Consider the following 23,508-nt stretch of genomic DNA (forward strand, 5'->3'; position numbering starts at 1 on the left):
CGGCACCCGAGCACTACAGCCGGTTCAGCCAGTTGCGCAGCGAGCTGGGCCCGTCGAAGCCCACCAGGCGGCTTCCGGCCTCGCGGCCGTTGCGGATGTTGAGCAGCGCGGGGATACCGCGCACGTTGTACTTCTGGGAGAGGCCGGGGTTCTCGTCGACGTCGACCTTCGCCCATACCCAGGCGCCCTTGTCCTGGGTGTTGTACTGCTGGAGGTAGGGCTTCTGCTTCTGGCACCAGTAACACCACGAAGCGGTGAAGTCGAGCACGACGGGCTTGGTCTTCGACCACTGCATGACCTGGTCGTAGTTCGCGTCGGTCACGTCGACGACGGCGGGGATGTCGGCGGCGGGGGCGGCCGCCTCGGTCACGGGCGCCACCGGGGCGGCGATGGCCGCGGTGGCGGTGCCGCTGAGGAGTGTTGCCACTGCCGCGGTCACGACAGCCAGCTTGCGGTACATGGTCGGTTCCCTTCCGTGGAAATTTCGATGGATGTGTGCTGGGTGGACATGGCTGGGCGCACGTACGCGCGGGAGGAGGCGGAGTCCGGGCGTCCTCAGCCCGTGGCGGTCTGTGTCGGCAGACCGTGGGCGACCCAGTCCTCGATTCCCTCGCGGTACTTGCGCACGTTCGTGTAACCGAGCGACACCAGCCGGCTACCGACGATCTCGCTGTTGCGGCACGGCACGTTCGCGCAGTACACGACGATGGGAGCGGTACGGTCCGGCAGTACGGTGGGCGCGAGTTCATCGGTGAAGCGCGCCGCGTCGTCGTAGGGGAAGCCCGGAATGTTCACCGCGCCGGGCAGGTGCTCCTGCCCGTAGTAGGCCGTCGGCATGGTGTCGACCACGACGACCTTCCCGGCGTCCATTTCCGCTTTCAGTTCGTCTCGCGTCACCAGGGGGAGCACAACGGCCTCCGGCTCTCGTCATACGGTTCGGTCGGGGAGGGGGGTGCCCCGCGCGGGAGTGCCGCGCCGGGCGTACACCGCGCGGCCGGCCACCGCGTACAGGGCGAAGGCGGCCACGACGGCGTTGATGGCGGGGATGCCGAAGTCCAGGTACGTGCCGGCCAGCGTCCCGACGGCCCAGCAGATCAGGGACAACGGCTGCCAGTCGGGACCGTGTTCGGGCAGGACACCGGTACGCCGGGCCCGGTCGAGGCTTACGCGGTGGCGCCGGACGACGTAGTACTCGGCGATGATGATTCCGGCCACGGGAGGGGCGAGCATCCCGATGGCCGTCAGGAAGCCGGTGAAGTCGCCGACCACGCCCAGGGCGGACAGGGCGGTGCCCGCGGCGCCGATGCCCAGGGTCACGGCCCGGCGGCCGATGCGGCGGCCGAAGAGCACATCCACGCTGTTGACCGTGGCCAGCGCGGACGAGTACAGGTTCCAGTCGTTGATCTTCAGGATCGCCGTCGCCAGGATCAGCGTGCCCAGCAGGCCGGACGAGGTGGTGATGATGCCCACGACGTCCGCGGTGCGGGCGGCGTGACCGAGCAGCACCGCGGTCAGGCCGATGAGGTACTCCCCCAGCGTCACGCCCAGCAGCGTCTGCTTGACGACGTCGGAGGGGCGGCGGTTGAAGCGCGTCATGTCCGGCGTCATCAGGGCGCCGAGGATGAAGGCGCCGGCGACCAGCGTCGTCCCCTGTGCCAGGGACATCACGGGGCCGGGCGGGGCGCCGGTCAGCAGCTCGTTCAGCGAGTGGCCGGCCAGCGTGTCCACCACCGACCAGCCGGCCAGGAGGAGGAAGGCGGGCACGGCCAGATACGCCGTCCACGCCATGATGCGGAAGCCGAAGACCGAGACGGCGGTGACCGCCGCGCCGCCGAGGACCGCCCAGGCCCACTCCGGCGCCCATGCGGCGAGCTGGTGCATGCCGTGCGCGAAGACGCCGTTCTGTACGCCGAACCAGCCGGCGAGGCTGAACGCCACCAGCACTCCGACGGCGGCGGAGCCCTTGCGGCCGAAGCCCGACCAGCGGGCCAGCACCGAGGTGGACACCCCCTCCCGCACTCCGGCGACGCCCAGGAGGATCGTGACGATCTCCAGCATCACCGAGCCGACGGTGATGGCGATCACCGCGTCGGTGAAGGCCATGCCGTAGCCCAGGACGGCGCCGACCATGAACTGCTGGAAGGAGGAGACCTGGCCGAAGCGCTGCACGGCCACGCTGAACCAGGAGCGGCGGGCCTCCTCGGGGACCGGGGTGAGCGAGTAGTCGTCCTGGGCCTCGTTCCCCGCGGACCGGACGGCCTTCTTTCCGGTCCGGGGCGGCACGTCGCCGCTGCCCGTGTTCTCAGCCGACGCCACGGGCCGCCTCCTGTGCCGGTACGGCTCCGGTCCGGAGCTGCGTCCCGGGCCGGTCCTGCGCCGCTTCACGGACGACCAGGAAGCCCTGCCCGCCCGTCGGCTGCAGGCTCAGTTCCCGGCGGAAGAAGCGCTCCAGGAAGGCGACCCGTTGGTGGTAGACGAAGAACGAGACGCGGTGTCCGGCGATGCCCCCGGCGTCGATGAAGAGCGGCAACTCGGCGAGGAAGTAGCGCACCGCTTCACGGAGTTGGTCCTCGGTCGCGGTGATGCCCGGCGGGAGCTTGTGCTCCAGCACCCAGTGCGAGGCGTCGAGACACGCGGCGCGGAAGGACTCGTCCTCCTCGTAGCGCAGGTGGACCTCGTCGAACAGGGCCAGATAGCGGGGAGTGCGGTGCAGCCGGTCCATGCCCCAGACCAGGCCCGCGGGGTCCTCCACGCCCAGTGCGCGCAGCGCCGTGGTGATCTTGTTGTGTACGTACTGTCCCTGCCGCCGGGCCTTGTGGCGGGCGTGGTCCAGGTCGTACCCCAGGGCCCGCAGGGTGTGCGCGGCCGCCATGTCCGGCACGAAGAAGTGGACGCTCTCGAAGCGCGTCACGGCCCAGTCGGCCAGTCGCCGCAGGCGCGCGGTGGTGAAGTAGCTGTTGAACGGGCTGACTCCGATGCACACGTGAGTGGCCGTCGGCAGGTAGCCGCGACATCGCTCGGTCAGTGGTTCAATGACAAACATCTTGATCCTCACACGGTGATGCGGACGAGCCCCCCTCGCACGGCCGGTCCGGCCGGCCCGTGAAGCGATGACTGGAATAGTGACGGCGCAACAGTTGACTGAGTACTGCCGCCGGGTAATACCAATTGCGCAAACCCCCGCCCGGCTAGCGGAGAGTGCCCACCGGCAAGCGGACGGTGATCACCGAGAATGAACAATTCCGGAGAAACGAACACGTTGGGCTGAGGCCCTGGCGAATGCATCGGCAAGCGGCTTAACTCTTGGCTTATGGATCTGCAACTTCGCCACTTACGGCAACTTCGCGTAATTTCCGACGCCGGAAGCCTGAACAGGGCCGCGACCGCGCTCGGCCTGCCGCAGCCGGCCCTGAGCCGCCAGATACGCAGACTGGAAGAACTGTTCGGCGGAACGTTGTTCGAACGCGATCGGCACGGCACGCGCCCATCCCCTTTGGGAAGCGCCGTACTGGACCACGCAGAGTCCATCCTGCGCACCTTCGACGACCTGACGGAGCAGGTGCACGACTACCGCAGGCTCAGACGCGGGACACTCAGGGTCGGCTGGGCCCACAGCGGGCTGTACGAACCCATCCTGGGATGCCTGCGGCAGCTGTCGTGCGACGGGAACGTCCAGATCACGACCTCCGGTTCCAGCCGCGAGCTGATGGACCTGCTGCGGGCGGGGGAGATCGACATCGCCCTGCGCGACCACTCGTCGACCGACGGCCCGGTACCCACCCGTGACGGCGCGATCGGGCACGTCGCCTGGGCGGAGTCCCCGGTGCTGCTCGCGGTGGCGGCCGGTACGGCACTGGCCACCGCGGAACGTCTGACCATGGCGGACCTCGCGGGCGAGGACTGGATCTCCTGCACCGGGCCGGACGCCTGCGACGACAAGCTACGCCGGCTCTGCGCCGCCTACGGGTTCAGCCCGCGCATCACCCACGACGTCACGGTGTCCGGACCCCGCGGCGCGGTGATCCGGCACCAGGGCTGCGTCGCCCTGACGCAGGCCTACCGCCCCCTGCTGCCGGGCGTGGTGCGGCGCACCGTGGACGACCTGGCCATGCGGGTGACGCATCTGGTGACCTACCGCATGGAGAGCTGGATCGCCGCGAAGGTGCCGCGGCTGGTCACCCTGCTGTCCGCCGCCTACCGAGGACAGGCCACGGATCCCGAGTTGTCATGAACATAGAAATTCAGGACCTGCGGGTGCTGCGCGCCGTCGCCGAGAGCGGAAGCCTGGCCGGCGCGGCACGCAGCCTCGGGGTCAACCAGGCCGGCGTCACCCGCCGGATACAGCACCTCGAACGGGTCACCGAACTCGTCGTACTGCACCGCGACCACCAGGGCGCCCGTCTCACCGCGGCCGGCCGGCTCCTGCTGCGCTGGGCCGACGACCTGCTGCCCAAGGTCGACCGTCTGCTGACCGCCTGCGGCCGCGAAGGCATCCCCGGACCTTCGGCCGAACGCCTGCGCATCGGCGCGGTACCCACTCCGGCCCTCCCCCTGATCACCAGCCTGCTCCGCGCCCATCTGCCGTCGACCGCCATCGAGCCGCGCACCGTTGGGGACACGCTCCGGGAGGCGGCCTGCGAAGCACCGGCCGCGGGCCACGGCACCGCCCTGCCGGACCTGTTCCGCTCCCACTGCCTCGACCTGGCCGTCGTACGGCACTGCGTCGCGCTGGACGCCCCCCTGCCCGCCCTCTTCGGCTCCGCCGTACTCGCCGAGGAGAACCTCCTCATCGGCACCGTCGCCGGGCACCGCCTCGCAGGCAGGCCCTCGCTCCTGCTCGGCGACCTCGACGGAGAGACCTGCCTGCTCGTCGGCGGCCGGCGGCACGCCGACCTGCGCCGCCACTTCACCGCCGCCGTCCGGCACGCCGGCGTCCGCGTCTGGCTGCGCTGGGCGTCCGACGAGGCCGAGGCCGCCGCGCTGGCCTGCGCGCTGCCCGGAGTACTGCCCGCCTATCCGCTCCCCGCGCCGAAAGCCGGCATGATCTACACCCCGCTCACCGACGACCGTACGCGTCATCGGCTGCTGCTGGTCTGGGAGGCGGACGGACCGGCCGCCGACTGGGCGCCCGGTCTCGCGGACCTGGTCCGCGAGACCTACCGACGCGCCGACCAGGCGTGAGGGGACAGAGGTGGAGACAGGATTCGAACCTGTGTGAACGGCTTTGCAGGCCGTCGCCTCGCCTCTCGGCCACTCCACCGATACGGAATGCGCTCCGCGTCCGCCGGAACGCCGGCCGGAATAGACACTGCCCGACCCGGCCCGATCTCTCGGCGTGGCCGTGACTGTAGCAACCTCGGGCCCGCACAGGAATACCCGCGTCCGACTCCGCCGGAGAAATTCCTGGCACTTCCCGGTGCCTTCGGAGCACCAGCTGGTGCCTTTTCGGCATACCCGTCGACAGAACCGCCACGTGAAGTTTGAATGCCCCGGGAATCCACGCCTCAAGGGAATCGGTGACAGCGTGATCGAGCAAAAGTCCGGACCAATACGGAAGTGGTGGGCTTTCACGGGCCTGGGCATTCTGAGTTTTCTGGGATGCATCGACCTGACCATCGTGAGCACCGCGGCACCCGTCATCCAGGACGACCTCGGCGCGACGGTCACCGAACTCCAGCTGATCGTCAACGTCTTCGTCGTGGCCCTGTCCACCGGCATGGTCGCCACCGGCCGCTTCTCCGACAGCCACGGACGGCGCAAGGTCCTCTACATCGGAGCCGTCGTCTTCGCCCTCGCCTCCCTGTGCGCGGGATGCGCGACCACCGCACCGTGGCTGATCGCCTTCCGCTTCTGCCAAGGAGCGGCCTGCGCCATTCTCTACACCGCCACCGGAGCCCTGGTCTCCGCCATCTTCCCCCCGCACGAACGCGGCCGGGCCATCGGAAGCCTCTACGGGGTCAACGGACTCGGCCTCGCGGCCGGCCCCGTACTCGGCGGCCTCCTCGTCGGCCCGGCGGGCTGGCCATGGATCTTCTGGCTCAACGTACCGCTCGTCGTGGTGGCACTGGCCATCTGCCTGCCCACTGTTCCCGAGTCCTACGGCGAGAAGATGACGGGCGGCATGGACTGGCCCGGGCTGGCCCTGCTGTTCACCTCCGTTCCCTCGCTCGTCCTCGGGCTGACCCTGGGGCACACCCAGGGCTGGAGCACCGCCGGCATCATCACCCTCCTCCTCTACGGCATCGCCGGTCTCGCTGCCTTCGTACAGGCCGAGTTGAGGGCGCAGAACCCGTTGATCCGCTTCCGGCTGTTCGCCCGGCGCGCCTTCCTGAGCGCGGTCACCGCCGACTTCGCGCTGGCCTTCTTCTACTGCGTCGCCCTCTTCCTGATGCCCTTGTACCTCCACACGGTGGGCGGCTTCGACGGGCGCACCACCGGCCTGCTCCTGCTCCCCTGCACAGCCGCCGTCGCCGTTCTCTCCCCACTGGTCGGCCGGCTCGTCGACCGGTGGGGGCCCCGGCGCCTGCTCTGCCTCGGCTTCCTGGCCTTCGCCCTGTCCGCCCTGGCCCAGACCAGGCTCACCCCGGACACGGGGACACCCGCCCTCATCGCGGGCTTCACGTTGATGGGCATCGGCTGGGCTCTCGTCCTCGGCCCCGCCACGGTCGCCGCGCTGTCCGCGGTGCCCGGCCACTTGGCCGGCACAGCCGTCGGGGCCTCGTGGACCGGCCACAACCTGGGAGGCGCCCTGGGCCTCGCCGCCGGCATGGAGGTCTACCGCCTCGCGGCACAGGCCGCCCTGTCCGACCGGCTCGACCGCCTGGGTTTACCCGGCGGAGCCTGGACAGCTCAGGCGGTGGAGAACCCGCAGGCCGGCTCCGCGCTCCTGCAACGTCACACCGGCCTCGGCGCGCAACAGGCCACGCAGATCAGCAACGCCGTGTTCACGAGCGGCAGTCGAGCCGCCATGTGGCTCCTGCTCGTGGTCGCCCTGACCGCCCTGCTCATCATCACCGTAGGGCTGCGCCCGGCACGCACGCCTCGGGCGGAACACACGACGGCACCAGATCGGTCCGAAGCAGGGCCACGGCTCTGACCGGACGCGTGCCGGCGCCCGCCGACGTTCGGGCCCGCCCGGTTCCCGGTCATGTGGAACTGCCTGCCGGCTTGGCGGGCAAGAGGCCGCCGAGTGCGGCGGCAGCGCGGGCGACAGGGGTGTTCATGATCCTTGCGACGCTGGAGTGACCGGCGATGTAGGTGTCCAGGTGACGCCATGCCGGAGGCAGGCGTGTCAATGCCGTGTGCAGGAGGGCCGGGTTCCGGATGAAGAGGTCCGCCAGGGCCGCGCTGGCGCGCATGTCGACGCCGAGGATGTCGTCGACCTGCTGTGCGTAGTGGTCGGTGGCCGACTTCGCTTCGTCCTCACCGGCCGCGGCGACGAGCCGGGCGGCCGCGCGGCCGGCGAAGGCTCCCGAGTGCAGGGCGTACGAGATGCCTTCCCTGGACCAGTGGTCGACCAGTGCCGCGGCGTCCCCGGCGACCAGTACATGTCCGCGGGCCAGCGGGGAGTCGGGGCGGCGGCAGCGGGTCAGGTGGCCGGTGTCGTGGAGGGGGCGGGCCGTGTGGAGGCTGTGGCGGGTGAGGAAGTCGTCCTTGTAGGCGCGCAGAGCCGCGGGGTTGCCACGGGAGGCCACCACCCCGGCGGTGCAGATGTCCCCCTTGGGGAACACCCAGCCGAAGGAGCCGGGCAGCGGCCCCCATTCGAGCAGGACACGGCCGCGCCACCGGTCGGCCGTCCGCGCGTCCACGGGCGTTTCCACTTCGAGGGCCAGATCCACTTGGGCGCATCGCACCCCGACGTAGCGGGCGACCCTGCTGGCGCTGCCGTCGGCGCCGATCACGGTACGGGCGCGAAGCGGGTCTCCGTGATTGGTGCGCACGGTGACGGTGCGGCCCTGTTGCTCCAGGGTGGCCAGTGCGGTGGAATCGCGGACCGTCGCACCCGCGGCGGCCGCCGCCTCGGTCAGTGCCGCGTCGGGTTCGCTGCGGAAGACCATGGCACAGGTGGGGGTACGGGACGTACGGGTGCGTTCCCTGCGGCCGTTGAGGCTGAAGGTGAACAGGCGGGTCGTATCGAATACGTTGAGGGGCAGGCCGGGAGGCAGGGCCGACAGGGAGGCCCCGATGAGGCCGCCGCCGCACGTCTTGTAGCGCGGGATGGCAGCACGTTCCAGCAGCAGCACCTCACAGCCGTGCCCGGCGGCCACACGGGCCGCGGTGGCGCCGGCCGGTCCGGCGCCGACGACGATCACGTCCCGGGTTTTGGTGGTGCGGGAGGGGGCGGAGTGGGCTGACATGCGGTGGTCGCCTCCGAGTCGCGGAGACGGACGGGGCGGACGCTTCGGCTTCCGGGGACCGGCGGGGCGACGGAGTGGCGGGGGTGTCCGGCCCCGGTTCGGGGTGCAGCCGGCCCAGGAGGTAGTGGGTGAGAGCGGAGGCCGTGGGGTGGGTCCACATGACCGTCGTGGGGATGTCCAGGGCCATCTCGCGTTGCAGGCGGTTGCGCAGGGCGATGGCCATGAGGGAGTCGAGGCCCAGCGTGACCAACGACGTGTCGGCGTCGAACCGGTCGGTTCCCACGCGCAGCACCGAGGCGATGTGTTCGACCACCCGGGGGATCAGGATCCCGTGCCGCTCCTGGGCGCTTCCGGCCGCCTTCAGCGATTCCAGCAGAGCGTTGCGGGAGCCGGATGCGTCGGTGTCCTCGGCCGGGGCGGCGAGGTCCGCGAAGAAGGCGAGGCGGCTGGTGGCGGGGTAGGACTCCAGCCACTGTGCGAAGTCGGCGGGGGTGTAGGCGGTGCGGGCACGGTTGTGGGAGAGGATGCGTTCCAGGGCGGCGATGCCTTCCTCCGGCGCGATCATGGCGTAGCCACGCCGGGCCATTCCCGCGCCGCGGCCGACCTCTGCCCACGGCCCCCAGTTGACGCAGGTGGCGGGCAGTCCTTGGGCGCGGCGCCAGGAGGTGAACTCGTCCAGCCAGGCGTTGGCCGCCGCGTAAGCGCCCTGCCCGGGGTTGCCCAGCAGGGAGGCCGCGGAGGAGAAGGTGACCCACCAGTCCAGGCCCTGGCCGCGGACGGCGTGGTGGAGGAGCCAGGCACCGGTCGCCTTGGGGCGCCAGACCTTCTCCAGCAGGTCGGGGGTGAGGTTGGCGACGGTGGCGTCCTCCACGACGGCCGCGGCGTGCACAACGCCCCGCAGGGGGTGGCCGGTCGCCAGAGCGCCGCGCACCAGAGCATCGGCGGCTCCCGGTTCCGCGATGTCTCCGTTGATGATTTCGACACGGGTGCCGGAGGACGCCGTGATCGCGTCGAGGGCGGTCCGGGCCGCCGCGGAGGGGGCGCCGCGGGAGGAGAGCACCACGGCTCCGGCGCCTCGTTCCGCCAGCCACCGGGCGACCAGGAGTCCGAGCCCGCCGAGCCCGCCGGTGATCAGGTAACTGCCGTCGGGCCGGACGACGGTGACGTCCCGGGGCCGCACCGGCAGGCGGTCGGTGCCGTCGGCGGGCCAGGTCAGGACGAGTTTGCCGATGTGCTGGGCGGAGGCCATGGTGTGGAAGGCGGCGGACGCCTCGGCCACGGGATGTTCCGTACGGGGCAGGAGCGGCAGCGTACCGTCGGCGAGCATGCCGGTCAGCTCGCGGAAGCCGGCGGCGAGCGTGTCCGCGCCCTCCAGCATCATCCGCAGGACATCGACACCGCAGAAGGTGACGTTGTGGCGGAAGGGCAGCAGGCCCAGGCGGGTGTTGGCGTAGATGTCCCGCTTGCCGAGTTCCACGAAGCGGCCCTGGTGCGCCAGCAGGTCCAGGCCCGCGGTCTGGGCAGGCCCGGTGAGGGAGTTGAGGACGACATCGACGCCGCGGCCCGCGGTCAGATCACGTACCTGGCCGGCGAAGTCCAGGGTCCGGGAGTCCAGTACGTGTGAGATGCCCAGCTCGCGCAGGAAGGCCCGCTTCTTGTCACTGCCGGCGGTGGCCAGGACTTCCGCGCCGCAGGCCCGTGCGAGGTGCACGGCGGCCAGCCCGGTGCCGCCGCTCGCCGAGTGGATCAGCACCCGCTCCCCCGGCCGCAGCCGGGCCAGGTGCCGCAGGGCGTACCAGGCGGTCAGGTAGGCGCAGGGCAGCGCGGCCGCCTCGCGGGTACTCACCCGGCCCGGGAGGCGCAGGACGCAGTCGGCGCGGACGGTCGCGAAGGAGGTCATGACGGCGCTCTCCGTGGCGTCCACGAACATCGCGGCCACCCGGTCCCCGGCCCGCACGTCCCGGACGCCCTCCCCGACGGCGGTGACGCGGCCCGCGCCGTCGAACGCGCAGGCGTCCGCCGTCTCCCCCTCGGTGCTGAAGTCCCGGTACACGCCCATGGCCTGGAGTACGTTGATGAAGTTGACGCTGGTGGCGTCGAGCCGTACCTCGATCTCGCCCGGTCCGGGCCGTCGCCGGCGCTGGGCGACGCGTTCGAAGGAATCCAGATCGCCGACGCGGGCGAGGTGGAGGGCCACCCGGTCACGCCGCCGGTCGACGGTCCGGTCGCGGCGCTCCCGCTCGTCCAGCGGCGTGTTGCGCAGCCGGGCCAGGAGGCGCTTCCCGTGCCGGTAGGCGATCTCGTCCTGGTCATCGGGGCAGGTCAGCAGTTCGGCGGCCACCTGCCGTACCGGCGTCCGCGCATCGACGTCCAGGATGCCGGGGCGCAGTTCGGGATGCTCGTAGCTCAGGACCCGTACCAGTCCGCGCAAGCCCGCCTGGCCCACGTCCGGCCGGTCTTCTGGGGCCACGTGCTGAGCGGTGCGGGTGACCGTCCACAGCCGGGGCGCCGTCCCGCCGTCGGCGTACTTCGCCAGGCAGCGGGCCGTCGCCAGCAGGTGGGTGACCCGGTTCCGGGCCTGCTGGTCGGGGGACAGGCCGTCGGAGGCGGTGCCGGGTGCCGGAAGGTACACCACCGCCTGCGGTGTGTTCTTGCCGGAGCCGGTGGGGCCGGTGGGACCGAGCGGGTCTGGACCGTCCTCGCCGAAGTCGGCCGAGGCGGGCGTCAGGACCCGTACCGCGGCACCCTGTTCTTCCAACACCTCGCCGAGCGCGGCCGCATAGGCTTCCTGCCCGGCCTCCGTCACCAGCGTCCAGGCTCCGGTGGCCGCCTGCGGCGCGGGGCGTTCGCAGGGGTCCCAGACCGTCTGCAGCAGTCGGTTCGCGAAGCGCTCTTCCGGGCTCTCGGCGGGTACGTGGTGGAACTCCACCCCGGTGGCGTCCGCGACCACCTTGCCGTTGTCGTCCCAGAGCCGGAAGTCCGCCGTGTACCGGCTGCCGTCCGCCCGCGTGAGCGTCACCAGGCAGTATCCGCTGAGCGGGACCGGGCCGTACTGCCGCAGCGCGCCGATCCGCCGCGGCAGGATGCCGCCCGCGGGCACGGCGTCGGTGCGCAGGACGGCGGCGGCCACCGCTTGCAGGCAGCTGTCCAGTGCGACGGGGTGCCAGTGGAGCACCGGAGCGCCCGCCCGGCCTTCGTCGGGCACCTGAAGTCGCGCCAGGAGGCGATCGCCTTCGGGGTGCCGCGCGGACCGCTGCTCCGGCGCGTCGGCGTACAGGGCCCGCAGACCGAGGAAGGGCGGCCCGTGGTGGACGCCGCGTTCCTCGCGCATCTGCCGGTAGATCTCCGATGCCTCCACGAGATGGGGGAACTGCTTGCGCAACTGCGCCGGGTCGCAGCCCACCGGGGCGCGCTCCCCTTCGGGGACCACGTGCAGGCTCGCCCGGGCGTGCTGGACGGCCGTACCGTCGGAGGCGGTGCTGACCACCCGCCAGCGGGCGCTGTCCGGGCCGGATGCCTCGGCGGTGGCGGTGACGCGGGTGCCGTCCGCGGCCGGCAGCAGCAGCCGCTGCAGATCGATACCGGTGACGCGGAGGCGTTCCGTACCGGTGCCGTACAGGTCGGCCGCGGCGGCGATGGCCATCTCGCACAGGGCGGCACCGGGCACCACGACGACATCGTTGACGCGGTGTGCGGCCAGCCAGGGCAGCGTCGTGGGGGTGATCAGGGTCTGCCACAGGTGGCGGCCTTCGCCGTCCGGATCCGCCGTGCGGGGGCCGGTCAGCGGGTGCGAGGCGGCCGGTTGCCGCAGCGGAGACGGATCCACGATGTACCGCCTGCGCTCCCAAGTGGTGGGCGGGACGTCGGCCAGGGAGCCGGTCCTGTAGCGCTCGGCCCAGTCCAGCGGATGGCCGGCGCAGTGCAGGGCTGCCACGTGTGTGTGGAAGGCCAGCATGTCGTCGGTGTCGCGCAGCAGGGAGGGCAGGGCCGCCGCGCCGGTGTGTCCGTACTCCGCCAGCGTGGCCTGTACGGGCTGGAGCAGGACGGAGTGCGGGCCGATCTCCACGAACAGCCGGTGTCCGTCCTCGGCCGCGGCGCGTACCGCGTCGGCGAAGTGCACGACCCGGCGGAGGTTGTCCGACCAGTAGGCGGCGTCGAAGGCGACGGGTGCGCGCGGATCGTCGGAGACGGTGCTGTAGAAGGCCGCCGTCGGGGGCGTGCCGGTGACGCCGGTGAGCGCGTCGGCGAGGTCGGGCAGGATCGGGTCCATGTGGGCGGTGTGCGAGGCGACGTCCACTTCGACCACGCGGATGCCGACGCCGCGGGCGTCCCATTCCCGGGCGACCCGGCGGATGGCGTCGGCGTCTCCCCCGATGACGGTGTTGTGCGGCGACGCCACGACGGCGACGGTCACCCGGCGTACGTCCTGTTCCGCCAGGAGCTGTTCGACCTCCGCGCGCCCCAGGGCGACCGAGGCCATCAGGCCCCGCCCCGCGGTCCGCAGGATCAGGCGCGAGCGGCGGCAGATGACCCGTGCCCCGTCCTGGACGCCCAGTCCCCCGGCGGCCACCGCGGCGGCCACTTCGCCCATGGAGTGTCCGATCACGGCCGCCGGTTCGACGCCGTGCGCACGCCACATCGCCGCCAGCCCCAACTGGATGGTGAAGATCACCGGCTGGACCCGGTCGAAGCCGGTCACCACCTCGGGCCGGGACAGCGTCTCCCGTACGGAGAAGCCGGACTCGGCGCGGACCAGCGGTTCGAGTTCGTCGACCACCCGGGTGAACTCCGGGACGCGGTCCAGCAGTTGTCGGCACATCCCGGCCCACTGCGAACCGTGTCCCGAGAACACCCACACCACGCCCGGGCCGGGCTCCGGTACGGCCCGCCCGGTCGCCACCCCGGCGGGTGACGCGGTGCCGGACGCCAGCTCCTCCAGTCGTGCTGCGAGTTGGGCCCGGCCGACGGCGACGATCCCGGCCCGCTCCCGTGCGTACGAGCGCCGTACGGCCAGGGTGTGCGCCACATCGCCGAGCGGCACGCGCGCGCCCTCTCCCCGCAGCCAGCGGGCCAGGCGTACGGCCGCGGACCGCAGGGCCACCGGTGTGCCCGCGGAGAGCGGGAACACGCGCGGCACGTCACCGTCTTCCCGGCGCTCCGGCGCGACGGACGCACGCCGTCGGACGGCGCGGCGGCCGGCCGCGGGGGGCTGCTCAATGACGGCATGGGCGTTGGTCCCGCTGATGCCGAAGGACGAGACGGCGGCCAACCGCGCCACTCCCCGCACCGGCCACCCGGTGGTGGCGGTGGGGACGAACAGACGGGAGCCGCTGGGGTCGATCTGCGGGTTCCAGCGGCGGAAGTGGAGGCTGGCGGGGACCTGGCCGTACCGCAGGGAGGCGATGGCCTTGAGCAGCCCGGCCAGGCCCGAAACCGGTTCGGTGTGGCCGAGGTTGGTCTTCACCGAGCCCAGCGCGCACCGGCCGCGGCCCCTGCCGTACACCGCGGCCACCGCGGCGAACTCGATCGGGTCACCGACCGCCGTGCCCGGGCCGTGTCCCTCCACCATCCCGACGTCGCCGGCCGCGACGCCCGCGCGCTCCAGCGCCTGGCGGTAGAGCTCGATCTGGGCGGGCTCCGACGGAGCGCTGAGCCGGGTGCCGCGGCCGTTCTGGTTGACCGCCGTGCCGCGCAGCACCGCCAGCACCCGGTCACCGGCCCGTACGGCGTCCGCCAGACGCTTGAGGACCACCACCGCACAGCCCTCCCCGCGTACGTAGCCGTTGGCGGCGGCGTCGAAGGCGTGGCAGCGGCCGGTGGGAGAGAACACGCCCCAGAGCGCGGGGGCGGTGACGCCCTCCGGGCCGAGGGACAGCATCGTGGCGCCTGCCAGGGCGATCTCCGTCTCTCCTGTGCGCAGGCTCTGGCAAGCGGTGTGCACCGCGACCAGACCCGACGCGCAGGCGCTTTCGACCACGACCGAGGGGCCCTTCAAATTCAGCATGAATCCCACACGGCCGGGGCCGATGCTGTCGAATCCGGTGTACATCGCATAGGCGTGGATCTCTTCCAGGGGCCGTTGCATCCGCAGCATGTAGTCCTTCTGGTACATCCCGAAGAACATGCCCGTCGGCGTGCCCGAGAGGCTTCGCACCGGAATACCGGCGTGTTCGACGGCCTCCCAGACCACTTCCCCGAGCATCCGGTGTTCGGGGTCCACCCAAGGCGCTTCCTGCGCGTTGATCCCGAAGAACTCCGGCTCGTAGGCATAGACGTCGTCATCCAGAAAACAGCCGTAGCGCAGCCGCTCCGACACCTCGGCCGGCAGCCCCATCAGCTCCTTCTGCTCCCACCGCTCGGCGGGCACCTCCCGCCTGGTGTCCCGGCGCGCCATGAGCAGCCGCCACAACGACGTCAGGGAATCGACCCGGCCCGGGAACCGGCAGGCCGCTCCGACGACCGCAACCGGTTCTTCCCGGTCCGCCGTGCCGTTTCGTGTACTCATGCGACACTCTCCTTCCTTTGCTCCGAGACATTCACGGAGGCGATCGGACCGTTGTCCGCCGCATTTCCGGGTCCCGCACGTATCCTCCATCGCGCCGTACGGCCGCGGTCGTCCGATCGATTTCCGGCCCGGGGCCGGAACTCTTTCAGTTGCCCGTGCCGAGAGTGAGCGGGCGGCCGCGGAGCAGACTGTGCATCCGCTCGGCCATCGACCCGATGTCCAGCATCATTTCCAGCGCGGTACGGGCCACCTGCTCCTCGGAGACGACCTCCGCCGCCAGGGAGAACATGACATTGCGCATCTCGTCCTTGAACACCTCGACCAGGGAGAGTTCCGGCGCCAGAAAACGCACCGAGCCCTCGACATTCGCGAACGCCTTGCCGAGGACGGCGACCGCCGGACTCGTCTTGATGCCGCGCCGGGTGGAACAGGTCAGTACGCGGGTGAGTGTCACCCCGAAACTCAGCTCCTCCAGGGACGCACCGGCGACCTGCGGCACCAGGAGGGCCATGTCGGAGGCGAAGGCGTCGGGCTTCGCCCAGGATGTCGCGCGCCCCATCTCCATCCACGCCCGGGCCAGCCCGTGCCCGTCGCTCTGGGCCAGGGCCAGGAGAACGAGCACGAGCAGCATGCCGGTGCGCCGGTCCGTGCGTCCCACCATGCCCCAGTCGATCAGGGTGGCCTTCTCGCCGGGCGCGACGAACACATTGCCCGGGTGGAGGTCGGCGTGGAAGAACCGGTCGGTGAAGAAGCCGCGGAAGATGAACGTCAGCAGGTCACGTCCGATCGCCAGCCGCTCCCGCGGATCGAAGGCGTCACGCTTCGCGTACCGGATGGACCGGCCCGGGGCCAGGCTCTGCACCAGGACGCGCGGGGTGGCCAGCAGCACCTCCGGTACCGCGAGGTGGTCGAAGGGGGCGATGAGCCGGGCGGCCCGGCGCATGTTGCGCGCCTCGTTGACGAAGTCCAGCTCGGGGCGCATCGATTCGAAGAGCACATCGAGCATGGCCTCGATGTCGATCACTTCGGTGAAGCGGGGAGTGAGTCGGCCGGTGCGCCGGGCGGCCTTCCGCAGGAACGCCATGTCCTGGATCACCGTGTCGCGCACGCCCGGCCGCTGGATCTTGACCACGGCGGGCCGCCCGTCCGCGCGCGTGATCCGGTACACCTGCGCCAGGGAGGCGGCGCCCAGGGGTTTCTCGGTGTCGATGTCGCCCAACTTCCGGGGCCAGGTGGCGCCGAGTTCCGCCCGGAGCACCGGCTCCAGCGCGGAGAAGGGCAGTACCGACGCGCTGTCGTGCAGCTTCTCCAGTTCTGCGATCACATAGTCCGGGACGATGTCGGGGCGGGTGGACAGCATCTGCCCGACCTTGATGTAGAACGGGCCGAGCTGCTCGAAGGCCCGGCGGATGCTCCGGGCCCGCTCCGCCTCGCGCCGCGCACGCTCGTCACCGGACCGGGCCCCCGCACCACGGCGGACACGGAAGGCCCGGGACGCCTCTTCGAGCGCCAGCTGCTTGAAAACCTGCGCAACGAGGCCAAGGCGGCCACCACTCATGAGGGAACCGCCTCGCCGGTGAAACAGGAGAACAGCAGCGGACCGCCGAGGAACCGGAACGGTCAGGCACGCGGCGACGCACCGGAATCGGTGGCCTCCCGAGCTGTCGACGCGTCCCGCAAAGTTCCCACCAGGGCGGAGAGTTCGGACGTGAGTGTCCGCATCGTCTTCGCCACGTCCTCCTGACCGGCCGGCGCGCCGCCCCGCCGGGGCCGGCGCGACTCTTCGGCCGCCGGTCGGTGGTACGGCCCTTCCTCGTCGTCGTGGTCGCCGTAGCGCGGCCGTCGGCCGTGCTCGCGCGGGCGCCAGTGTTCGTCGTCCCGGTCGCGGTCCCGGCGTCGGCCGGAGTCCTCACGGTGCCGCCAATGGTCGTCCTCGCGGTCCCGCCGACGAGCGCCGTCCTCGCGATGCCGCCAGCCGTCGTCGTCCCGGTCCCGCCGGCGACCGCCGTCCTCACGGTGCCGCCAGCCGTCGTCGTCCCGGTCCCGCCGGCGGCCGTCGTCCTCACGGTGCCGCCATCCCTGGTCCCTGTGCCGCCGTCCCAGGTCGTCTTGCCCGTGCCAGCCGCGCCCGTCGTAGTCGATGATGTCGTCGAACGCCACCTTCACATCGTCCGTGATGCCACCGACCAGATCCCTGAAGGTGTCACTGATGCTTTTGCCCATGCGTGAGCCGCCTTTCATCGATATAGGTGATCGACCGGTCCGACACCACGTCTACCGTTCGCGTTCGAGACGAAGCACGGTCCCATGGCGAATGCCGAGCCAAAGGGAGTGGTCGTCACCCCGGCCGTCCAGAAGGCAGCGACCGTAACGGTCGACGGAATCGTCGGAGCACACCCGGACCCAGACATTCTCCAACAGCCATGAGTCGCTGCCCACTTGCGCGGCCAGCCGGACATACACCGGATGCCGGTCGGTGTCGTCGAACGTCAGCCGCGGGGAACGCGGATCATTGGTGGACGCGTGGGTGACAGAGCTACCACGCCCCAGCGTGAAGAAGTTCCTGTCCCCCCGCCGGAAGTCGTCCTCGTCGACGTTGTCGAGCACGAACTCCCGTCCGCCGAGCCCCAGATAGACCAGGGCGTCGGTACCCGCGTCCGGTTCGCCCCCCGTCAGGATCTCCACCTCGATACTTTCGATGTCGGCCATCTCTCTCCCCTCCTTCGGCCGGGGCCGCAGTCGACCTGCGAACGACTTCCGGCCTTCACTCCGACAGCAAATCCAGCATCCCCCGCCTCCACCCACAAGTCATCACCCACTAGGTGCTACCTTTGACGCCACGCGGTGAATTCATTAAACATATCGAGGGATGGGCACGAAATAGCATCGGAGAATATCCGCCGCACCACACCCACGTTGCAGCTCGCACCCGTCCTCGCCATGGCCGCCTGGTGCGCCCGGTAATCGATACATCGATATCTTCGGCCGCGGGCCGGCCAGGCCGGTCGAATCCTGGGCATCACGTCCGAAGCGCCGCCGAAAACTGCCGGTATCCGGCCAGGCCTGTCAGGAGGTTCCGGTGAGGAGCGCGGCCCAGAGGACCGCTCCCGGGCCGAAGGCCAGAAGGATGCCGTACTCCCCCCGGCTCAGCGGGCGCCGGCTGCGGAGGCGGCGGAGGGTCATCAGGGCGCTGACGCCAGTGGTGTTGCCGTGTTCGGCCATCTCCTCGCGCGCGGCGCGGGTGGATACGGGGTCGAAGTCCAGGGTGTGGGCGACCTCGTCGATGATGCGGCGCCCGCCGGGGTGGAGGGCCCACCAGATGATGTCGGCGCGGGTGAGACCGTTCCGGGCGAGCAGGGGGGCGATCAGGTCGTCGACACGGGTGGCGAGGAATTCGGGGATGTCCTGGGGAACACGGACGTAAAGGCCGCTGTCGGTGGAAGCGATGACAAGATCGTTCTCGCCCCGGGGGGCGATGACCGAGGCCATGTCGAGGATCTCCTGGCCGGGTGCCGTACCGGTCGGCGTCAGGACGGCCGCGGCGGCTCCGTCACCGAAGAGGGCGTGGACGACCGCCCCTTCTTTGCCGTAGGGCGGTGGCTGGAGGTGGGGAGACATCGCCTCGGTGCAGATCGCGAGTGCGGGACGCCGGTGGTGTTCGACCCACAGGCGGGCGATGTCCACCGTGGGCATGGAGGCGTAGCACCCCATGGGGCCGAGGGTGTAGAGGGCCGTGTCGGGGTGGACACCGAGGCCGATGGCGATGTTGCTCAGGCCCTTGATCTGGTAGGCGGAGGAGGTGCTGACGACCACAGCACCGAGGTCGTGCGGTGCGAGGCCGGCGGTGCGCAGGACCTTGCGCGCGGCCTCGTCGCCGTAGGTCACGCAGATGTCGACGGCCGCCCTCATCCGGCGGGTGTTGGACCAGGCGCGGGGGTCGGTGACGAGCGGATTGACGGCGAACGCCTTGGTGACGATCCCCGACGCCTCGATGGTCTTGGCGACGATGTCCCCGCCCGCGTCACCATCCGTGAGTGCGGCGACGTCAGCCATGGCGAGCAGCGGCGGAAAGGCGCCTTCGATGGCGCTCAGGGTTGCAGAGGGCACGGTTCTTCTCCTTCAGCGAGTCGGCGCTCACAGCGCCCCGGACCACGAGAGCGGGACATCTCGCCAACGGTTCGCGGTCGACGGTGGGACCGGTAAGGAAGAGCGGCCGCGACCTTCTCGTCGCGCCTCGCCGCCACCGACACGCCGGAATTCGGCGGCCTTGGACGGCGGCCTTGTACGGCGGCCCCGCCGACAGCGTCCGCCCCGCGACGCGCTCGCGGCTCACGCACGTCGCCTCACACCCGTCGGCGGCATCTGGGACCACTGCCGCCCCCGGAATCCACTATGACGGTCACAAGACCCTCACGGGAGGCGCACCCAGCCGCAGACGACTCACACACAATCTCCAAAGTGCTCCGCCACAATCGGCCACACCTCCTCGCACCACCCCGTAAGACGCACGGACTCCCCCATTCCGCCCTCCCGCGCGCCCCAGCCGAAACGACACTGCGCACTTGCGCCTGCCCACCCACCTGCCGCATGTGCCTGACACCGTCACCAGGCCGACACCTTGACCCCGGGGGGAGCGCGGTGTTCGACGTACCCCTTTGTTGCGCCTGCTGTCTGCCGAAAGACTCCGGCTGCTGCGGTCGAGGCCGGATTCACCGCCAATCACCATGGCGTCTCACCTTGACCGTTTCCTCGACGAACTCAACGCTTCGGAAGCTGAATTGCGTGTCGAACGGTTCCCTCCGCTCGGGCACTCGTTCGGGCACTCGTTCGGGCCGGTGATCGGCTGCGACTTCACGCTGCGCGGGGCCCGCGCCGCCCCGACCGACTGGTGCTGGTCCCGCCCGGGCGCAACCCCCGAAACCTGCGTTGACCCACGCCAACACGGTACTGGGCATCACCGAACTCACCCTGCCCGGCCAGCTCATCGAGGGGTGAGTGGTCTTGGCGGATGGCGCCCGCCACCGACTCGCCAGACCCCGACGCGTACCGGGAGCGGTACCTCGCCGTCGAACGTCGGCGGCTCCGCCCAGTCGGCCGGCGCCGATACGCTCTCACCGCCTGAGAATCGCCACAGCCGGCGATATCCGCGTCCAGCAGCACCATGTCTTCACCCGCGATCTCTCGGTGCCGCATATGCGGTGGGAAGGGCGCTCGCATGTGCTCTTCCCACCGCTGTGAAAGCAGGTTCAGTCCCGGTTCGCCCATATTCGCGATCATGCCCGAAATCCAGGCTCTGCGGAAAGGAGCACCCATAGAGCTGTCGGATGACCGTTTCATCTGCTTCCTCGGCCATGGACACCTGTCTGCCGCCCTGAGGACCACCTCACCCGGAACGAGCCGCACCCGAAGACTTCCTGACCGGCGGAGGCGAACATCCGGCATACATCCGGCTCACGTCCGGCACACATCCGGCTTACGGCCTCGCCCGAATACGACAGGCGGGAGGTGCACAGGTAGCAGGTCACCAGCTCTTCTCCCGCCGGCCGCACAGCCACGTCGCCGAAGTCGCCCTCCGCGGCAGCGGCTCGCGTGGCCCTTCAGGCTTCCTCTTCGGACTCCCTCTTCAGGCTTCCTCTTCAGGCTCCCTCTTCAGCGAACCTGGTCGCGCTTCGGTCCGATGCCTTTGGTCTTGGTCGGAGTTCCGTCCTGGGCGAACGAATGGTGGAAGGTGAAGGCGTGCGGCGTGGAACCGTTGTCGTGGAGGTGCTCCAGCCTGGAAACCCCGTCCTGCCAAGTGGGTATCACGCCGTCGGCGACCCACCAGAACACGTAACCCGGGTGTTCTGTCCTCTCGAACCAGTCGTAACGCCTGTTCAGCGCCGCACGGTGCAGACCGGTGTAGATGGCGTCGAAGACGGGGCGCAGGTCGGTCCAGAGCGAGAGCGTCGCGGCCAGGGCGATGGTTTCCGGCGTACGGCCTTTGCCGTACCAGGCCGGTACGGCGAACTCTCCCCAGATACCCCAGTCCAAGTCGAAGTGTGAGCCCCGTTCGCCGTCTGCCGCTTCGGCATGAGCGATGTATCCGGGGTGCCGGCTGATCTTCCGGTAGACAGCCTCACCCGTGTCGTAGAACTCGCGCGTGAGAGGCGCGCGATCGGCGAGAGGTGACTTCAGAACACCGAATGTGTACAGAGCAAGATGGGACATGCTTCTCTTTCTGATTCGGGGTTCCTGGCGTGAACCCGGTTCGGTGGCCTACGCATGGGCGAGGATTCATGTGGCGTGCCAACGCATTCCGTCGCGGGGGCTCAGCCCGAACGAGCCCCCGTGCGACCGTGGGCAACCGCCGACGGCCAGGCGAAGATAGCTGCCTCTGCGGGCCATGTCGAAGTTGCGTTTTCCCTGCCCAAGTGGCTTCTTGTACAAGCCCTTGCGGGAACTGGGCGATGGCACTGCTTGCCGGCGCGCGCTGTTTGGCGCGGGGCGGCGAGATGGCTGTCAATGCCGCAGTCGCTGGGGCTGCGGCCCACAAGCCACAGCCCCGTTCTCAGCGCGGCCTCTGCTCGGAGCCCGACGACCCAGCACGAGTACCAGGTTTGAGCATGGCTCCACCGGAGGGGGGACCGCAGAACTCCGCCACAAGTAGCGCCCGGGAAACATGGACCCGACGGCGGGTGACGGTTGCAGCAGTGACGGGCCTCGCGTGCGGTGCCGACTCGGGCTCCGGGGCGTGGTCACTCGGGGCGGTGCTGCCAGCGACGGTCGGTGCGGGTCAGTTCCCGGAAGCCCACCGACGTCAGCTGGTCGATCGCCGTCCGGTCTGTGGCCGGCTCGTAGGCGACGACGCGGTCCACGCCGCACAGGCGGAGCCAGTCGGCGGCCTGAGTGAGCAGCCAGCGCTCCAGGCCCGTACCGCAGTGGGCCGGGCCGGTGTGGAGGTTGCCGATGTCGGCGAGGCCCGCGGAACGGGTGTGGCGCTCGGGGCGGGCGAGGGCTGTGTCGACCTCGACGAAACCAACCGCGTGTCCGTCGGCGTAGGCCGTGAATCGCGTACCGCATTCCCCCAGCGTGCGCTCGGCTGTCACACCGGGCCGGGGCTCGGGTACCGACAGGTCGGCCGTTCGCGCCAGCAGGATCACCTCGGTGTCCCCGACGTGCCGGAAGCCCGCGCGTTCGTACACGGCGCGGATGTGCGGCCAGTTCCGGGGCAGACCGTGGACGACGGGGGCGGGCAGCGCGCCGGACGCGTAGCGGGAGCGGACGTTCCAGCGTGCGAGCTGGGCCAGGCAGGCGGACATCAACAGGTGTGCGGCCTCGTCGGAGTCCGGCCAGAAGGAGGCCGGCGGGCGGCAGACGAACCAGTCGATCTCGCCGGTGTCCCGGTAGTCCTCGCCGACCTCGGCGTCGGCGCGGTAGCGCAACAGGTGGGCCGCGGCCACCACGCACCTGCGCTGTTCGGCGACGAGCGTGACCCGCTCGCTCACCCACGGGTCGGTGATGAATTCGTCCGCCTGCCGCTCCAGGGTGCTGAGCACGGTGTTGACGGAGACGGAAACCCCTGGGACGACGGCGGCGACGTGCTGGTTGACCAGTTCGGTGAGCTGGTCGCGGTCGTCGCGGCGGAAGGGGCGCACCGTGAGTGCGGACATGTGGGACCTCCGGTTGAAGACTCGTGTCGGGAGGCCGCCATGCGATGCGGTACGCAGCCGAGGATACCCCGGCACCGGGGCCGTACACGGCGCGTTGGGTGCAGCCCTTCCGTAGGGACGAATGTCAGCAGCTCATGACAGGATCCGGCCTCATGAGTGAGCGTTCGTTGTCGCCGGCCCGGCTGTCTTCGTGGGTGAGCGCGGTCTCGCCGGTGCTGGCGGAGATGACGGCGGAGTTCGAGTGCAAGCACGGCTTCCCGCCGGGTGTCAACCGGATCTGCCTGGCCGCTGACGCCGCTGACAGTGGCCAAGAGGCGGTGCGTGCGCTGGCCCGCGTTCCTTGCGCAGCCGCAGACCTGGTCACCTTCTACCGGAGCATCGGAGAAGTCGTATGGGAGGACGTCGGCAACGGCTGTTTCATCCATCCCGCGCGCGATGTCCTTCAGCACCTCTCGGATTACGGGGCCGTCCGTGTGAGTGAGAGCCAGGAGCCGTGCGGGCTGGTGATCGGATCGGATGGGGGCGGCCTGTCCTACGTCGTGGGTCCCGACGGGGCCGTCCACCGGACACGGACGGCATCACTGGAGGAGCCGGAGTTCGACAGAGTGGCGGACGACATGCGTCACTTCCTGGAACTGCTTGAGCGATCCTTGGCCCGGTTCGTCGCCACAGGTGAACCTGGGTATCTCCGGTCTCAGGCCGGCCGCTGACAAGCTCTTGGAGCGCAGAGCCCGAACAGCGCCTCGGAGGTGAGCCGCAACCGTTGCCGCTCACCACAGCAGGGCGCGGACCGCACCGCTTCCACGGCGAAACGCCTTCCAGGACGTCGCCGTGTACAAGCTCACGCCCCTCCGCCCTCCAGCACTTGCGCCACCTCCAGTGCCCGCGCATATCCTGAGGTCGTCACGCTGAGTAACTCACCCGGTAACTGACGGGCCGTCAGGGAAGTCGACAGGTCAGTGAAGTCAACAGGTCGGCATCAGTACCGACGGAGTCC

At 70.4% G+C, this 23,508-nt stretch carries 16 protein-coding genes, 1 tRNA gene and 1 pseudogene; 5 read left to right on the plus strand and 13 right to left on the minus strand.

What is annotated here, in order from left to right; genetic code table 11:
* Positions 1-13: 13 nt before the first annotated feature.
* The 4 genes from IH45_RS0114515 to IH45_RS0114530 form a co-directional block, all read right to left on the minus strand.
* Complete coding sequence (locus tag IH45_RS0114515) at positions 14-460, minus strand: thioredoxin family protein (protein WP_050514843.1); 447 nt, start codon at positions 458-460, stop codon at positions 14-16.
* Positions 461-555: 95 nt separating this feature from the next.
* Positions 556-897: a rhodanese-like domain-containing protein gene (locus tag IH45_RS0114520; RefSeq protein WP_234440543.1), complete on the minus strand. Its 342-nt coding sequence runs from the start codon at positions 895-897 to the stop codon at positions 556-558.
* A gap of 30 nt (positions 898-927) precedes the next feature.
* Positions 928-2,316 (minus strand): purine-cytosine permease family protein, encoded by a 1,389-nt coding sequence (locus IH45_RS0114525; protein ID WP_199810669.1) that lies wholly within the window; start codon positions 2,314-2,316, stop codon positions 928-930.
* Positions 2,303-3,043, minus strand: a complete 741-nt coding sequence (locus IH45_RS0114530; RefSeq protein WP_050514844.1) for a tRNA-dependent cyclodipeptide synthase — start codon at positions 3,041-3,043, stop codon at positions 2,303-2,305. Before IH45_RS0114530 ends, IH45_RS0114525 begins: the two co-directional genes overlap by 14 nt.
* A 267-nt stretch (positions 3,044-3,310) precedes the next feature.
* On the opposite strand from IH45_RS0114530, the pseudogene IH45_RS1000000151010 reads away from it, so the two are divergent.
* The 3 genes and pseudogenes from IH45_RS1000000151010 to IH45_RS0114540 all read left to right on the plus strand — a co-directional run.
* A pseudogene (locus IH45_RS1000000151010) lies at positions 3,311-3,487 on the plus strand (helix-turn-helix domain-containing protein); the annotation flags it as partial.
* A 6-nt stretch (positions 3,488-3,493) separates the two neighbouring features.
* The gene (locus tag IH45_RS0114535) at positions 3,494-4,231 is read left to right on the plus strand and encodes a LysR substrate-binding domain-containing protein (RefSeq protein WP_050514845.1); all 738 of its coding nucleotides are present in this window, start codon (positions 3,494-3,496) and stop codon (positions 4,229-4,231) included.
* Positions 4,228-5,181, plus strand: a complete 954-nt coding sequence (locus IH45_RS0114540; RefSeq protein ID WP_078897548.1) for a LysR family transcriptional regulator — start codon at positions 4,228-4,230, stop codon at positions 5,179-5,181. Before IH45_RS0114535 ends, IH45_RS0114540 begins: the two co-directional genes overlap by 4 nt.
* An 8-nt stretch (positions 5,182-5,189) precedes the next feature.
* Here the strand turns inward: IH45_RS0114540 and IH45_RS0114545 are convergent.
* Positions 5,190-5,260: transfer RNA gene (locus IH45_RS0114545), tRNA-Cys, on the minus strand.
* Positions 5,261-5,524: 264 nt separating this feature from the next.
* Here IH45_RS0114545 and IH45_RS0114550 point away from each other — a divergent pair.
* The gene (locus IH45_RS0114550) at positions 5,525-7,096 is read left to right on the plus strand and encodes an MFS transporter (protein ID WP_234440544.1); all 1,572 of its coding nucleotides are present in this window, start codon (positions 5,525-5,527) and stop codon (positions 7,094-7,096) included.
* A gap of 49 nt (positions 7,097-7,145) precedes the next feature.
* On the opposite strand, the gene IH45_RS0114560 is transcribed toward IH45_RS0114550, so the two are convergent.
* From IH45_RS0114560 to IH45_RS0114595, 8 genes are all read right to left on the minus strand, one after another.
* Entirely contained in the window at positions 7,146-8,357 is a 1,212-nt protein-coding gene (locus tag IH45_RS0114560) for a geranylgeranyl reductase family protein (RefSeq protein ID WP_050514846.1), read from the minus strand.
* The gene (locus tag IH45_RS0114565; RefSeq protein WP_050514847.1) at positions 8,245-14,862 is read right to left on the minus strand and encodes a type I polyketide synthase; all 6,618 of its coding nucleotides are present in this window, start codon (positions 14,860-14,862) and stop codon (positions 8,245-8,247) included. Before IH45_RS0114565 ends, IH45_RS0114560 begins: the two co-directional genes overlap by 113 nt.
* Before the next feature lie 145 nt (positions 14,863-15,007).
* Positions 15,008-16,420, minus strand: coding sequence for an ABC1 kinase family protein (locus tag IH45_RS0114570; protein ID WP_050514848.1), 1,413 nt, complete (start codon positions 16,418-16,420; stop codon positions 15,008-15,010).
* A gap of 62 nt (positions 16,421-16,482) precedes the next feature.
* Positions 16,483-17,085: a hypothetical protein gene (locus IH45_RS1000000145250; RefSeq protein WP_050514849.1), complete on the minus strand. Its 603-nt coding sequence runs from the start codon at positions 17,083-17,085 to the stop codon at positions 16,483-16,485.
* 51 nt (positions 17,086-17,136) lie between these two features.
* On the minus strand, positions 17,137-17,571 hold the full coding sequence (locus tag IH45_RS0114580) for a hypothetical protein (protein WP_050514850.1): 435 nt from the start codon (positions 17,569-17,571) through the stop codon (positions 17,137-17,139).
* A gap of 357 nt (positions 17,572-17,928) precedes the next feature.
* A complete protein-coding gene (locus tag IH45_RS0114585) occupies positions 17,929-18,969 on the minus strand; it encodes a 3-oxoacyl-[acyl-carrier-protein] synthase III C-terminal domain-containing protein (RefSeq protein WP_030666974.1) in 1,041 nt (346 codons plus the stop codon).
* 1,542 nt (positions 18,970-20,511) lie between these two features.
* A complete protein-coding gene (locus tag IH45_RS0114590) occupies positions 20,512-21,069 on the minus strand; it encodes a DUF3291 domain-containing protein (RefSeq protein ID WP_030666976.1) in 558 nt (185 codons plus the stop codon).
* 527 nt (positions 21,070-21,596) lie between these two features.
* Positions 21,597-22,511, minus strand: a complete 915-nt coding sequence (locus IH45_RS0114595; protein ID WP_030666978.1) for a GNAT family N-acetyltransferase — start codon at positions 22,509-22,511, stop codon at positions 21,597-21,599.
* Positions 22,512-22,663: 152 nt separating this feature from the next.
* On the opposite strand from IH45_RS0114595, the gene IH45_RS0114600 reads away from it, so the two are divergent.
* Positions 22,664-23,221 carry an SMI1/KNR4 family protein gene (locus tag IH45_RS0114600; protein ID WP_078897572.1) on the plus strand — a complete coding sequence of 186 codons (558 nt, stop codon included), beginning with the start codon at positions 22,664-22,666 and terminating at the stop codon, positions 23,219-23,221.
* Positions 23,222-23,508: the final 287 nt, after the last annotated feature.

Source organism: Streptomyces rimosus subsp. rimosus, assembly GCF_000720725.1.
Classification (GTDB): Bacteria; Actinomycetota; Actinomycetes; order Streptomycetales; family Streptomycetaceae; genus Streptomyces; species Streptomyces rimosus_A.

Bases quoted from the DNA above. Each gene is read 5' to 3' on its own strand.
- IH45_RS0114515 (WP_050514843.1), bottom strand. From the start codon at position 460: ATGTACCGCAAGCTGGCTGTCGTGACCGCGGCAGTGGCAACACTCCTC.
- IH45_RS0114530 (WP_050514844.1), bottom strand. From the start codon at position 3,043: ATGTTTGTCATTGAACCACTGACCGAGCGATGTCGCGGCTACCTGCCG.
- IH45_RS0114540 (WP_078897548.1), top strand. From the start codon at position 4,228: ATGAACATAGAAATTCAGGACCTGCGGGTGCTGCGCGCCGTCGCCGAG.
- IH45_RS0114560 (WP_050514846.1), bottom strand. From the start codon at position 8,357: ATGTCAGCCCACTCCGCCCCCTCCCGCACCACCAAAACCCGGGACGTG.
- IH45_RS0114565 (WP_050514847.1), bottom strand. From the start codon at position 14,862: ATGAGTACACGAAACGGCACGGCGGACCGGGAAGAACCGGTTGCGGTC.
- IH45_RS0114570 (WP_050514848.1), bottom strand. From the start codon at position 16,420: ATGAGTGGTGGCCGCCTTGGCCTCGTTGCGCAGGTTTTCAAGCAGCTG.
- IH45_RS1000000145250 (WP_050514849.1), bottom strand. From the start codon at position 17,085: ATGGGCAAAAGCATCAGTGACACCTTCAGGGATCTGGTCGGTGGCATC.
- IH45_RS0114580 (WP_050514850.1), bottom strand. From the start codon at position 17,571: ATGGCCGACATCGAAAGTATCGAGGTGGAGATCCTGACGGGGGGCGAA.
- IH45_RS0114590 (WP_030666976.1), bottom strand. From the start codon at position 21,069: ATGTCCCATCTTGCTCTGTACACATTCGGTGTTCTGAAGTCACCTCTC.
- IH45_RS0114595 (WP_030666978.1), bottom strand. From the start codon at position 22,511: ATGTCCGCACTCACGGTGCGCCCCTTCCGCCGCGACGACCGCGACCAG.
- IH45_RS0114600 (WP_078897572.1), top strand. From the start codon at position 22,664: ATGAGTGAGCGTTCGTTGTCGCCGGCCCGGCTGTCTTCGTGGGTGAGC.